Here is a 12,070-nt window from a genome sequence, read left to right on the forward strand (position 1 = left end):
CGATGCTCGGCATGCCGCTGATCCGTGTCTTGATCGGGGCGCTGGTCCTGATCGGGCTGCTGGTCCTGCCGGCCGGGTCCGGGCCGGGTGATCGCCTGCTGCCGTCGGCGCGGGCGATCACCGCCGAGCATCCGGACATCTGGGCCGGTGCGTCGTGGGCCAGGGGCGAGCACGTGCTGGTCGTCGGCCGGCCACGTGGACTCGTCGCCGAACTCGCCGCGCCGGCCGACCGGGGGAGCCGTACGGTCGCCCGGGTCTGGGGGCGGCCGGTCGACGCGGTGATCCTGGTGCCGGCCACGACGGAGCAGGCGGCCGCACTGGCCGCGCCCGCGCGCGTGACCGGACTCGCCGCGCTCGCGGGGGTGGACCGCGTGATCGTCGAACCGTCCGGCTTCGCCCGCCTGTCGGCGGCCGGCCGCCGGGTCGTCATCACGCACGAGCTCACCCACGTCGCCACGGACGCGGCGGCGACGGGGCACCTGCCCGCCTGGCTGGTCGAGGGGTTCGCCGACTACGTGGGCTACCTCGACAGCGGCCTCACGGCCGGCGCGGTCGCCGCTGAACTGGCGGCGGACCTGCGGGCCGGGGCGCCGCCGCGTGCGCTGCCCGATCGTGCGGACTTCGCGGCGGGCTCGCCCCGGCGGGCGCAGGCGTACGAGGAGGCCTGGCTGGCCTGCCGGTACATCGCCGAGCGGTTCGGCGAGCGGCGGCTCGTGGCCCTCTACCGCGCCGCGATGCGCACCGGCCGGGACGGCGGTGAAGGCATCGACGGGGTGCTGCGCGCCACGCTCGGCATCTCGACAGCGGAGCTCACCCGCTCGTGGCTCGCCTACCTCCCCACCGTGATCTTGCGATAGCTCGCACCCATGGCCGCCTGCCTGCCCGTTCGTCCTCGCTGATCTTGCAGAAACTCCCGATCATACGCCGCTGCCTGCGACAATGCTCTTCGTGACCTTGCACTCCACCGCCGAGTGCAAGATCACGAATGGTGTTTCAGCAGGTCACTGTGGATCGACGAATATTTCTGCAAGATCACGGAAGGTCGCGTGCCAGGTGGGCGGCCATCCGTGCGAGCATTCGCAAGATCACGGTGGAGGGCGGGTGGCGGGGGATGTCCATGGTGAGGGGTGTGGGCAGGGATGGGCGCGAGAACGCTGATCGTCACCAACGACTTCCCGCCCAGGCCAGGCGGCATCCAGGCGTTCGTGCACGGGCTCGCCTGCCGTCTCCCGCCGGACTCGGTCGTCGTGTACGCGCCCCGATGGAAGGGCAGCGAGAGATTCGACGCGCGGCAGCCGTACGAGGTGGTCCGGCACCCGTCGACGCTCATGCTGCCCACGAGGACCGTCGCGGCCAGGGCGGCCGGCCTGGTGGAGGACGGCGCGACCGTGGTGTTCGGGGCGGCCGCGCCGCTCGGCCTGCTCGCCCCCGCGCTGCGCGCCGCCGGGGCCGCCCGCGTGGTCATGCTGACGCACGGCCATGAGGCGTCCTGGGCGCGCCTGCCCGTGACCCGCACCCTGCTGGGCCGCATCGGAGCCGGTGCCGACGCGGTGACCTATCTCGGCGGCTACACGCGCCGCCGGCTCGCGGCCGTCGTTCCCGAGGCCAAGCTCGTACGGCTCGCGCCCGGCGTGGACACCGCCGTCTTCCGGCCCGGCGCCGGCCGGGACGAGGTGCGCGCCGCGCTGGCCCTCGGCGACCGGCCGACGGTGGTCTGCGTCTCCCGCCTGGTGCCGCGCAAGGGCCAGGACATGCTGATCCGGGCCTGGCCGCGGGTGCTGCGGAGGGTGCGGGACGCGGTGCTGCTCCTGGTCGGCGGCGGCCCCTCGCGCGCCGCGCTGGAGCGGGCGGTCCGCCGGCTCGGCCTGCGCGACTCCGTCGTGTTCACCGGTTCGGTGCCGTGGGCGGCGCTGCCCGCGCACTACGCCGCCGGCGACGTGTTCGCCATGCCGTGCCGCAGCAGGCTGGGCGGCCTGGACGTGGAGGGCCTCGGCATCGTCTACCTGGAGGCGTCCGCGACCGGCCTGCCCGTGGTCGCCGGCTCCTCCGGGGGCGCGCCCGACGCCGTACGGCACGGCGAGACCGGCCTGGTCGTGGACGGGGGTTCCCCCGACGAGATCGCCCGCGCGCTCACCGGGCTGCTGGCCGACCCCGGCCGCGCTCGGGCGATGGGGGAGCGGGGCCGGGCCTGGATCGAGCGCGAGTGGCACTGGGACCACGTCGCGGCCCGCTTCACCGGCCTCCTGTGACGTTCCGGACCCCGGCCTGAGCGGCCCGGCTCCTCGGCCGGGCGGCCCGGCTCAGCCGAACGGCCGGGCGATCTGGGCGAGGGTCTCCTCGATGATCTCGGAGAGCGGCCGGGCCTCCTGCTCCTCGATCCAGACGTTGGTGGCGATCCGCAGCGCGACCAGGAAGGCGGCGGCCAGCAGCCGCGGCCGCATGCCTCGGGCGTCCTCCCCGTCGCGTTCTGCGATGGCCTGGGCCAGTTCCCGTTCGAGACCGGCGTGGTTGGCGAGCTGCCGGGCGAGCAGCGAGGGGTGCCGCTTGCACAGCGACGTGCGCACCGCCCACTCCCGGTCGGGCTCGCCCGTGTCGGCCAGCATCTCGCGCACGGCGCCGAGAAGCGCCTGCCAGCCCGACTCGTCCAGCGGTCGCCCGCGTACCCCTCGCAGGAGGGAACGGATGCGCTGCTCCTCGCCGTACAGGAGGGCGTCCTCCTTGTTGGCGAAGTAGTTGGAGAAGGTCCGGCGGGAGATGTTGGCGGCGGCCACGATGTCGTCGACGGTGACGTGGTCCAGCCCGCGCTCGACGGCCAGCCGGATCGTGGCCTGGTGCACGGCCTCCCGTGTCTCGGCCTTCTTGCGCTCACGCAGCCCAACCGTGGTCTCCATCAGGCGTCTACCTTACTCCGGGTTGAAAGATGCCCAGTGGGCAAACTTGCTCACTGGGCATGTATCGTATCCCCGTCGTTCTTCGTCAAAGCCATTGTTCGAATCGGAGGCCGCGCTTGAGCGCACCAACGCTGCCGGAGACCGAGCCGAAGAGCCACCGTCAGGTGCTTGAGGCACTGAGCGGTCTGCTTCTCGTCCTCTTCGTCGCGATGGTCAGCAGCACGATCGTGTCGATCGCGCTGCCCCAGATCATCGGCTCACTCAACGGCACCCAGTCCCAGTACACCTGGGTGGTCACCGCGGCCCTGCTCACCACGACCGCCTCGACCCCGATCTGGGGCAAGCTCGCCGACCTGTTCGACAAGAAGCTCCTCATCGAGATCGCCATCGGCATCTTCCTGGTGGCCTCACTCGCCTGCGGGTTCGCCCAGAACACGCCGATGCTCATCGCCTTCCGGGCCGTCCAGGGACTCGGCATGGGCGCCCTGCAGATCCTGGTCCAGGTGGTCATCGCCGCGATCATCCCCCCGAAGGAACGGGGCAAGTACAACGGCTACCTGGGCGGCGTCCTCGCCGTGGCCACGGTGGGCGGTCCGCTGCTGGGCGGCGTGATCACGGACACGTCCTGGCTGGGCTGGCGGTGGTGCTTCTTCCTGCCCATCCCCTTCACGCTGATCGCCCTGGTCGTCCTGCACCGGACGCTCAACGTGATGTCGGTACGCCGCCCGGAGACCTCGGTGGACTACCCCGGCGCCATCCTGATCGCGGCGGGCGTGAGCCTGCTGCTGATCTGGGTGACGTTCGTCGGCAACTCCTTCGACTGGATCTCCTGGCAGACCCTCGCCATGGTCGGCGTCTCGATCGTGCTGCTGGTCGCGGCCACGTGGGTGGAGTCCGTGGTGAAGGAGCCGGTCGTCCCGCTGCACGTCGTCCGCCGTCCCACCCCGGCCCTGGCCATCCTGGTCAGCGTGGCCGTCGGCATGGCGATGTTCGGCGGCGCGGTCTTCCTGGGCCAGTACTTCCAGATCGGCCGGGGCTACAGCCCGACCGAGTCCGGCCTGCTCACGATCCCGATGATGTTCGGTACGCTCGTGTCGTCGACGATCTCCGGACAGCTCGTCTCCAGGAGCGGCCGGACCAGGCCGTACATCATCGCCGGCTCGATCGTGCTCACGCTGGGCTTCCTGATCATGTCCACGATCGACCACGAGACCTCGATGGTCATCGTCGGCCTCGGAATGCTGGTGATCGGCATGGGCGTCGGCATGTGCATGCAGAACCTGGTCCTGGCCGTGCAGAACACCGTCCCGCTGCGCGAGGTGGGCGCCGCCACCGGCGCCATCACGTTCTTCCGCTCGCTCGGCGGCACGATCGGCGTCTCGGTCCTGGGCGCGGTGCTCGCCAACCGGGTGACCGCCGACATCACCGAGGGTTTCGCGAAGGCCGGCATCAGGCCGTCCGGTTCCCAGGACGGGAGCACCCTCAACATGGCGGCCATGCCCGAGCCGATCCGCGTCATCGTGCGCGCCGCGTACGGCGACGCCACCGGTCACATCTTCCTGGTGTCGGCGGGCATCGCCGTCGTGGGGATCGTCGCGGCGCTGTTCCTCAAGCCGGCCAGGCTGCGCGAGAGCGTGGACCTGGTGGAACCGGCGCCGCCCGCCGAGGCCCGCCGCTGACCGCCGTCATCCGCCGGGCCGGCGTCATCCACCGGCCCCTGCCGCACACGGGTTCCGATCCGGGTGCGACAGGGGCCGGTACGGCTCAGCCGTACAGCTCGTCGATCTGCTTGGCGAAGTCGCGCAGCACCACGTTGCGCTTGATCGACTGCTTCGGCGTGACGTGGCCGCTCTCCTCGCTCAGCTCGGCGTCGAGGATGACGAACTTCTTGATCTGCTCGGCCCTGGAGACCATCCGGTTCGCGTTGTCGACGGCGGCCTGCACCTCGGCGAGCAGCTCCGGGTCGGTCACCGGGACCGACGTCTTGCCGCCCGCCTGCTTCCACTGCTCCAGCGCCTCGGGGTCGAGCGTGACCAGCGCCGCGACGAACGGGCGGTCGTCGCCCACGACGATGACCTGGCTGACCAGCCGGTGCGCCCGGATCGCGTCCTCCAGCGGGCCGGGGGCGACGTTCTTGCCGCCGGCGGTGACGATGATCTCCTTCTTGCGCCCGGTGATGCGCAGGTAGCCGTCGTCGTCGAGCTCGCCCACGTCGCCGGTGTGGAGCCAGCCCTCGGAGTCGATGGCCTCCTTGGTGGCGCGCTCGTTGTTCCAGTAGCCGTCGAAGACGTGCCTGCCCTTGATCAGGATCTCGCCGTCCTCGGCGATCCGGACGCCGACCCCGGGGAACGGCTTGCCGACCGTGCCGATCTTGTTCGCGCCCGGGATGTTCACCGTCGAGGGCGCGCTGGTCTCGGTGAGACCCCAGCCCTCGTAGACCTCGATCCCGATGCCGCGGAAGAAGTGACCGAGCCGGTCGCCGAGGGCGGAGCCGCCGGAGACGGCCGCGGTCAGCGCGCCGCCGGTCGCCGCGCGCAGCTTGGCGTAGACGAGCCTGTCGAAGAGCGCGTGCTTGAGCCGTACGCCGAGGCCCGCGCCGCCGGAGCTCTCGGCCTTGCTCCAGGCGACGGCCGTGGCCACGGCGGCCTGGAAGATCTTGCCCTTGCCCTCCGTGGTGGCCTTCAGCTCGGCGGCGTTGTAGACCTTCTCGAACACCCGCGGCACGCCCAGCAGGAAGGTCGGCTTGAACGACTGGAGATCGGGGGCGACGTTCTTCATGTTCGGGGTGTGCGCCATGACCGTGCCCGTCTCCATCAGGACGATCTGGATGATCCTGGGGAAGCTGTGCGCGAGCGGCAGGAACAGCAGCGCCGAGCGCTCGTCCACCTCGAACATCTGCTCAAGCGGCCCCTGAGCGACGTTGCGCGCGGTGAACAGCAGATTGTCGTGGGTGAGCCGGCAGCCCTTCGGCATGCCCGTGGTCCCGGAGGTGTAGATGATCGTGGCGAGGTCGCTCCCGCCCCGGCACGAGCGGCGCTCGGCGAGCGTCTCGTCCGTGACCTCGGCGCCGAGCTCGCGGACCGCGTCGAGTCCGCCGCCGTCTATTCCCCACAGCAGGGAGAGGCCGGGCGCTGCCTCGCGCACCGTCTCCTCGTGGGCGGCCGTCTCGGCGAAGACAGCCTTGGCGCCGCTGTCGGAGACGATCCACTTCACCTGCTCGACCGAGGAGGTGTCGTAGATCGGAACACAGACGCCGCCCGCCGCCCAGATGGCGTAGTCGATCAGGGTCCACTCGTAGCGCGTGCGCGAGATCAGCGCGACCCGGTCGCCCGGCTCCACGCCCGCCGCGATCAGGCCTTTGGCGAGCGCCGCCACCTGGTCGCGGAACTCCGCCGCTGTGATCGGGAGCCAGGGGGCGTCGCCGCCCTCGCCGTCCTTGCGGCGGATGACTACGGCGTCCGGCTCGTCCGCGCCGCGCTGGAACACCACGTCGGTGCAGTTGGCGGACGGGGGAACGTCGACCAGCACGGGAACGCTGAATTCACGCACGGCCACTCCTTTGTGCGGGGCTCGCTCTTCGGGTCTCATCGGACGCTATCGCGCGAAAGTTACGCATCGGTAGTTCCGTCACCCAGGCGTTATCCCCGGCCCGGGCACCCCATTCTCACCGGGATCGTGAAGTAGCGTTGGCGCATGGCTGATCGCACCTCCTCGAGCATCACGATCGGCGCCGCCCGGTCGTCAATCATGGCCGTGATCGCGGACTTCCCGGCCTATCCGCAGTGGGCGGGACAGGTGAAGGCGGCGGAGATCCTGGAGACGGAGGACGGCGGCCGGGCCTCCCGGGTCCGGTTCGTCCTCGACGCCGGCGTGATCAGCGACGAGTACGTCCTGGCCTACGAGTGGGACGGCGACGCGGGCGTGAGCTGGCACACCGCCGAGGGCGGACGGATGATCTCCGCGCTGACCGGGAGCTACCGGCTCGCCGAGCGTCCGGGCGGCGGCACCGAGGTGACCTACGAGCTCGCGGTGGACCTGAAGGTCCCCATGATCGGCATGATCAGGCGACGGGCCGAGAAGGTCATCGTCGACACCGCGCTCAAGGGACTCAAGCGCCGCGTCGAGGGCCGATGAGGATCCTGCTCTTCACGGGGAAGGGCGGGGTCGGCAAGACCACGGCGGCGGCCGCCACCGCCACGCTCGCGGCCGGACGGGGACTGAAGACGCTGGTCGTCTCCACGGACACGGCGCACTCGCTCGCCGACGCGCTCGCCACGAGGGCATCGGGGGAGCCGGAGCCGGTCGAGGCCGCCCCCGGCCTGTATCTCCAGCAGGTGGACACCCAGAAGTCGCTCGAACGGCACTGGGGCGAGCTGCGCGACTACGCGGGCCGGGTGCTCGGGGAGCTCGGCCTCGACCAGATCACGGCCGAGGAGCTCACCGTGCTCCCGGGCGCCGAGGAGATCATCGCGCTCCTCGAGCTGCGCGAGCAGGCCCGCTCTGGCGGGTGGGACGTGATCGTGGTGGACTGCGCGCCCACCGCAGAGACGCTGCGCCTGCTCGCCCTGCCGGAGGCGCTGGACTGGCACGTCAACCGCCTGCTCCCGCTCGGCAGACGCCTGCTGGGGGCGCTGTCGCCGGTCGTCCGGCGCGTCGCGCGGGTGAGCGCGCCCGAGGGCGAGGTGCTCTCCGCCGGGGAGCGGCTGCACCGGGGCCTGCTGGAGATCCGTGAGCTGCTCACCGGTGCGGACGCCTCGGTGCGGCTCGTGCTCACGCCGGAGGCCGTCGTCGTCGCCGAGGCCAGGCGCACGCTCACCTCGCTCAGCCTGTACGGCTACCGCGTGGACGGAGTGATCGCCAACCGGGTCTTCCCCGCCGACGGCGCCGACGAGTGGCGACGGGCGTGGGCGGCCGCCCAGGCGCGGCAGCTCGCCGTCGTGCACGACTCGTTCGCGCCGCTGCCCGTCCGGATCGTTCCGTACCTTCCGGCCGAGCCGGTCGGCCCGGCGGCGCTCGCCCGGCTGGCCGAGGAGCTGTACGCGGGGGACGACCCCTTCGCCCGTCCCGGCACCGAGCCGCCCGTGCGGATGACGGCCGACCTGCTGGACCTGGCGCTGCCGCTCGCCGACCGGCACGACGTCGATCTGGCCCGCAAGGGCGACGACCTGATCATCACGGCCGGCCCGTACCGCCGGGTGATCACGTTGCCGGCGGCGCTGTCCCGGCGGAAGATCTCCTCGGCGGCACTCCGCGACGGCGTCCTCCGGGTACGGTTCGAGGCAGGAGGGGCGAGATGACGGAATCCAACGACGAAACACACGCCACCAACCCGATCGGCTCTGCCGCGGAGGAGGCGCTGAAGCTGTTCGACGCCGTCCAGCAGCGGGTCGGCCGCGAGCTCGGCAAGGGCCTGGTGAAGGGCGGCATGAGCGGGTTCGGCGCGGCCTTCGGCAGCACCGGCGGCGGCGCCCGTACCGACGACGTCTGGAGCGAGGCGGTCGCCGAAAGCCATGACGAGGAGTACATTTGCCGCGCATGCCCCGTATGCCGGATGATCGCGGCACAGCGGGAACACGGCGCGGGCGCCGACATCACCGGTCACCTGGTGGCGGCCGGGGGCGAGCTGTTCGCGGCGTTCCGGCAGATGGTCGAGGTCCTGCAGCGTCCACAGCCGGACGACGCCCGCCGGGACGGCCCGCCCGTGGAGCACATCGACCTCGGTTAGAGAGCCAGGGAGGAACGCGGCATGGCGCTGACCATCGGCGTGGACGTGGGCGGCACCAAGATCGCCTCCGGAGTCGTCGATGAGGATGGCGACATCCTCGACCGGACCCTGCGGCACACTCCGGCGGGCAGCGCCGAGAAGGTCGCCCTGACCATCGCGGACGCGGTGGCCGAGCTCGCCTCGCGGCACGTGGTCGAGGCCGTCGGGGTCGGGGCGGCCGGATTCGTGGACGAGACCAGGTCGGTCGTCCGCTTCGCGCCCAATCTGGCCTGGCGCGAGGAGCCGCTGCGCAAGAAGGTCGGCGAGCTCGTGGGCCTGCCCGTGGTGGTCGAGAACGACGCCAACGCCATGGCGTGGGGCGAGTACCGTTTCGGAGCCGGCCGGGGCGAGAGCCATGTGGTGTGCGTGACCATCGGCACCGGCATCGGCGGCGGCATCGTGCTGGCCGGCGAGCTCTACCGGGGCAGATGGGGGATGGGCGCCGAGCTCGGCCACATGCGGGTGATGCCGGACGGCCGCCCATGCGGCTGCGGCAACCTCGGCTGCTGGGAGACGTACGCCAGCGGGACCGCGCTGCTGGGCGACGCCAGGCGGGGCGCCGAGGCCGACCCCTCGTCCGCGCCGCACCTGCTCGAGCTCGCCGGCGGGTCGGTGGACGGCATCCAGGGCGTGCACGTGACCGAGGCGGCTCGGCGCGGCGACCCGGTCGCGCTGGCGGCGTTCGACGGCCTGGCCGGATGGCTGGCCCAGGGGTTCGCCGACATGGCCGCGGTCCTCGACCCCGGTCGCTTCGTCATCGGCGGCGGGGTCTCGCGTGCGGCCGACCTGTTCCTGGACAAGGTCGGCGCCGGGTTCGCCGAACGGCTCACCGGCCGTGGCCATCGGCCGCCGGCCGAGGTCAGGGTCGCCGAGCTGGGTCCGTCCGCCGGGATGGTCGGGGCGGCCGACCTCGCCCGGCGACGCTGAGCGCCGCGGGCCCCCGGAGCACCGTGCTGCGCGTCGCCACCTACAACGTCCGCTCACTTCGGGACGACCGGGCCGCGCTGGTCAGGGTGATCAGGGCGATCCGGCCCGACGTGCTGTGCCTCCAGGAGGTCCCCCGCCTGCTGCACTGGCGGCGCAGGCGCCGGGAGCTCGCCCGCGACGTCGGCATGTCGGTCGCGGCCGGGGGACGCGTCGGCGGGGTCGCCGTCTTCGCGGGCCCGGCCGTACGGCTCCTGCACGGGAGCGGCCACCGCCTGCGGTGGTTCGCCGGGCTGGAGTGGCGGGCGATCGCCGTCGCGGTCGTGGAGAAGGACCACAGACGGTACGCCGTGTGCTCGGCCCATCTCGACCTGGTCGCCGGGGCCCGGCTGCGGCACGTCACCGAGATCGTGCCGATCCTGGAGCGGACCGCCCGCCGGTTCGGCGCGCTGCCCGTGCTGGCCGGGGACGTCAACGAGCGGCCCGGCGATCCGGCCTGGCGTTACCTCACCGGCCGTTACACGGACTGCTTCGAGGGCGCGCCCGACGTGACCGGTGCGGCCGGCGCCGGCGCGACCTTCCCGGCCCGCGCCCCCCGCAGACGGATCGACGCCGTCTTCGCCGGCGCGGGGCTCTCCGTGGTCTCGTGCGGCTGCCCGGACGTGCCACCGGGCGACCTGCGCGCCGCGAGCGACCACCACCCGGTCGTCGCCGAGCTGCGGGCGGACCGGTGAGGCGTGGGGGCTCGCCGGGGCGTGGTCTCGGCGCCGTCGGGTCGCGGCCGTGCACCGGTCCACGTACGATCTGTGACATGACCCGCCGTCGGAGACGACGTGCGGTGCCGTTGTGTGTGCCGTCCGCCTGCCTTCTGCTGGCCGGGCATCTCCTGTGCGCCACATCGGTGGCGCACGCGCACACGAACACCCGGCCGGACGAGGTGGCCCAGGGCGCCTCGATCGGCCGGTTCGCCGGGGACGCCTCGCTGTCGGACGTGGCCGGCCTGTCGGCCAAGGACATCTGGGCCGTCGGCCAGCAGAACGTCTGGGACACCTGGCGCAACCACGGTGTGATCACGCACTGGAACGGCGTCTCCTGGACCGACGTGGCGATCCGCGGGGACGCCACGGGGGCGGGACACCTGCGATCGGTCGCCGCCGTCTCGCCGGACGAGGTCTGGGCGGTGGGCGACGGCCACGACGGCCTGCCGTACGTCGCGAAGGGGTCGGTGGACGGGTTCGACCGGGTCAACGTGCCGCAGTTCCGGGTGGGCGACTGGCTCGGCGCCGTGGCGGCGTCCCCCGGCCGGATCGTGACGGTCGGCAGCCGGAACGGCAAGGCCTTCCTCGCGGTCGGCGGCGGCGCGGGCAAGGGCTGGACCACCAGGAGCGGGCCCGACGGCATCATGTACGGCGTGGCGCTGGCGGGCAAGTCCGGCGGGTGGGCCGTCGGCGACTCCGGCACCCAGCCGCTGATCATGAAATTGTCCGGCGGCCGGTGGAAGCCGATGAACCTGCCCGAGATCGAGGGCGGGTTCCTACGCGACGTCTACGTCCAGAGCCGCAACCGGGCGATCGCCGTGGGCGGCGTCTACACGGGCGACGACGGCACGATCGCGCCGCTCGTCCTGCGGTGGAACGGCGGGAAATGGTCGCGCGAGCGGCTGCGCTCCGGCGGCAAGGCGGCGGCCGGCCGAGAGGTTCCGGCCGGTCGGGCGGAGCTGTACGGTGTGACCGGCGACGGGCACGGCAGGTTCTGGGTGTCCGGCTATGACCCGGCGCGTCCGGCCGAGGGCCTGCTGCTGCGCCGCGACGGCTCCCGGTGGACCGTCATCCGCGGCCAGGCGCCTCCGCAGGAGGAAGGAGCCGCCGCGGCGGACACGGCGGAAGAGCGGACGGTGCGGCTGCAGGCGGTCGCGCACGTCACCGACCTCACGGTGGCGGTCGGGCACGTGCTCGACGCGAAGGGACGCTACAGCGACCTCGTCGAGCGCTTCGGTCCCCCGCCCGGCCGGGCGGACCGGCCGGAGCAGACGGACCTGGCGGCGGGTCAGAGGACCGCGCCGTCGTCCCATCCGGAGTCGCCCGGGGGACCGTCGCCCATGCGGACGACCAGGGTCACGAAGCCCCCGATGAAGGCGGCCACGGCGGCGAAGACGATCCATCCGTCCATCGCCCAGCCCAGCATCGCGGCGAGTAAGAGGTAGGCCGGACCGCCGAAGAGCGCCACCCAGGACAGCCTGCTGACGAAGTCGCCCGGGGGGAGCGGCGGCGGTGGTGGCGGGATGTAGTGATCCTCGTCTTCGGAAAGCGTCTTCCCCGGCGCTTCCCCCTTGTCGGGCGCGTCCTGTGTCCGCATCGGGGTCTCGCCGACGTCGTCGGTGACGTTCTCCCGATCCGGCCATGGCTGTGCGGCCGAGGGGTCCTCGGCCGTCTCATTGAAGGAGGCGATGATCTGACGCCAGACCTCGTCCTCGTCACTCTGCGGCGTCACT

Annotated in this window: 11 protein-coding genes; 8 read left to right on the plus strand and 3 right to left on the minus strand. The window is 72.4% G+C overall.

Annotated elements, in window-relative coordinates; genetic code table 11:
* Positions 1-11: 11 nt before the first annotated feature.
* Both AP234_RS23370 and AP234_RS23375 read left to right on the plus strand, forming a co-directional pair.
* A complete protein-coding gene (locus AP234_RS23370; protein ID WP_055481841.1) occupies positions 12-857 on the plus strand; it encodes a peptidase MA family metallohydrolase in 846 nt (281 codons plus the stop codon).
* A 282-nt stretch (positions 858-1,139) separates the two neighbouring features.
* The gene (locus AP234_RS23375) at positions 1,140-2,249 is read left to right on the plus strand and encodes a glycosyltransferase family 4 protein (RefSeq protein ID WP_055481842.1); all 1,110 of its coding nucleotides are present in this window, start codon (positions 1,140-1,142) and stop codon (positions 2,247-2,249) included.
* A gap of 51 nt (positions 2,250-2,300) precedes the next feature.
* Here AP234_RS23375 and AP234_RS23380 read toward each other — a convergent pair whose 3' ends face one another.
* Positions 2,301-2,891, minus strand: a complete 591-nt coding sequence (locus AP234_RS23380) for a TetR/AcrR family transcriptional regulator (protein ID WP_055481843.1) — start codon at positions 2,889-2,891, stop codon at positions 2,301-2,303.
* A gap of 59 nt (positions 2,892-2,950) precedes the next feature.
* Here AP234_RS23380 and AP234_RS23385 point away from each other — a divergent pair, with 59 nt between their 5' ends.
* A complete protein-coding gene (locus tag AP234_RS23385) occupies positions 2,951-4,570 on the plus strand; it encodes an MDR family MFS transporter (protein ID WP_083502359.1) in 1,620 nt (539 codons plus the stop codon).
* 85 nt (positions 4,571-4,655) lie between these two features.
* Here AP234_RS23385 and AP234_RS23390 read toward each other — a convergent pair whose 3' ends face one another.
* Positions 4,656-6,440, minus strand: a complete 1,785-nt coding sequence (locus AP234_RS23390) for an AMP-dependent synthetase/ligase (RefSeq protein WP_055481901.1) — start codon at positions 6,438-6,440, stop codon at positions 4,656-4,658.
* Between the two features lie 144 nt (positions 6,441-6,584).
* Between AP234_RS23390 and AP234_RS23395 the strand changes: the two genes are divergently transcribed.
* Genes AP234_RS23395 through AP234_RS23415 form a run of 5 tightly spaced genes read left to right on the plus strand, consistent with a single transcriptional unit; the run spans position 6,585 to position 10,313 of the window.
* Positions 6,585-7,025 (plus strand): SRPBCC family protein, encoded by a 441-nt coding sequence (locus AP234_RS23395; RefSeq protein ID WP_055481845.1) that lies wholly within the window; start codon positions 6,585-6,587, stop codon positions 7,023-7,025.
* Positions 7,022-8,188 (plus strand): ArsA family ATPase, encoded by a 1,167-nt coding sequence (locus tag AP234_RS23400; RefSeq protein WP_055481846.1) that lies wholly within the window; start codon positions 7,022-7,024, stop codon positions 8,186-8,188. The genes AP234_RS23395 and AP234_RS23400 overlap by 4 nt, the downstream gene beginning before the upstream one ends.
* Positions 8,185-8,616: a hypothetical protein gene (locus AP234_RS23405; protein WP_055481847.1), complete on the plus strand. Its 432-nt coding sequence runs from the start codon at positions 8,185-8,187 to the stop codon at positions 8,614-8,616. The genes AP234_RS23400 and AP234_RS23405 overlap by 4 nt, the downstream gene beginning before the upstream one ends.
* Positions 8,617-8,637: 21 nt before the next feature.
* Positions 8,638-9,582 carry an ROK family glucokinase gene (locus AP234_RS23410; RefSeq protein ID WP_055481848.1) on the plus strand — a complete coding sequence of 315 codons (945 nt, stop codon included), beginning with the start codon at positions 8,638-8,640 and terminating at the stop codon, positions 9,580-9,582.
* Between the two features lie 23 nt (positions 9,583-9,605).
* The gene (locus AP234_RS23415; protein WP_055481849.1) at positions 9,606-10,313 is read left to right on the plus strand and encodes an endonuclease/exonuclease/phosphatase family protein; all 708 of its coding nucleotides are present in this window, start codon (positions 9,606-9,608) and stop codon (positions 10,311-10,313) included.
* A gap of 1,312 nt (positions 10,314-11,625) precedes the next feature.
* Here the strand turns inward: AP234_RS23415 and AP234_RS35240 are convergent.
* Positions 11,626-12,069: a hypothetical protein gene (locus AP234_RS35240; RefSeq protein ID WP_083502360.1), complete on the minus strand. Its 444-nt coding sequence runs from the start codon at positions 12,067-12,069 to the stop codon at positions 11,626-11,628.
* Between the last annotated feature and the right edge of the window lies 1 nt (position 12,070).

The organism is Sphaerimonospora mesophila (assembly GCF_001417795.1).
Taxonomy (GTDB): Bacteria; Actinomycetota; Actinomycetes; order Streptosporangiales; family Streptosporangiaceae; genus Sphaerimonospora; species Sphaerimonospora mesophila.

Excerpts from the sequence above, each read along its gene's own strand:
- AP234_RS23385 (WP_083502359.1), top strand. The coding sequence starts at position 2,951 with ATGTATCGTATCCCCGTCGTTCTTCGTCAAAGCCATTGTTCGAATCGG.
- AP234_RS23395 (WP_055481845.1), top strand. The coding sequence starts at position 6,585 with ATGGCTGATCGCACCTCCTCGAGCATCACGATCGGCGCCGCCCGGTCG.
- AP234_RS23380 (WP_055481843.1), bottom strand. The coding sequence starts at position 2,891 with ATGGAGACCACGGTTGGGCTGCGTGAGCGCAAGAAGGCCGAGACACGG.
- AP234_RS23405 (WP_055481847.1), top strand. The coding sequence starts at position 8,185 with ATGACGGAATCCAACGACGAAACACACGCCACCAACCCGATCGGCTCT.
- AP234_RS23410 (WP_055481848.1), top strand. The coding sequence starts at position 8,638 with ATGGCGCTGACCATCGGCGTGGACGTGGGCGGCACCAAGATCGCCTCC.
- AP234_RS23400 (WP_055481846.1), top strand. The coding sequence starts at position 7,022 with ATGAGGATCCTGCTCTTCACGGGGAAGGGCGGGGTCGGCAAGACCACG.
- AP234_RS23375 (WP_055481842.1), top strand. The coding sequence starts at position 1,140 with ATGGGCGCGAGAACGCTGATCGTCACCAACGACTTCCCGCCCAGGCCA.
- AP234_RS23370 (WP_055481841.1), top strand. The coding sequence starts at position 12 with ATGCCGCTGATCCGTGTCTTGATCGGGGCGCTGGTCCTGATCGGGCTG.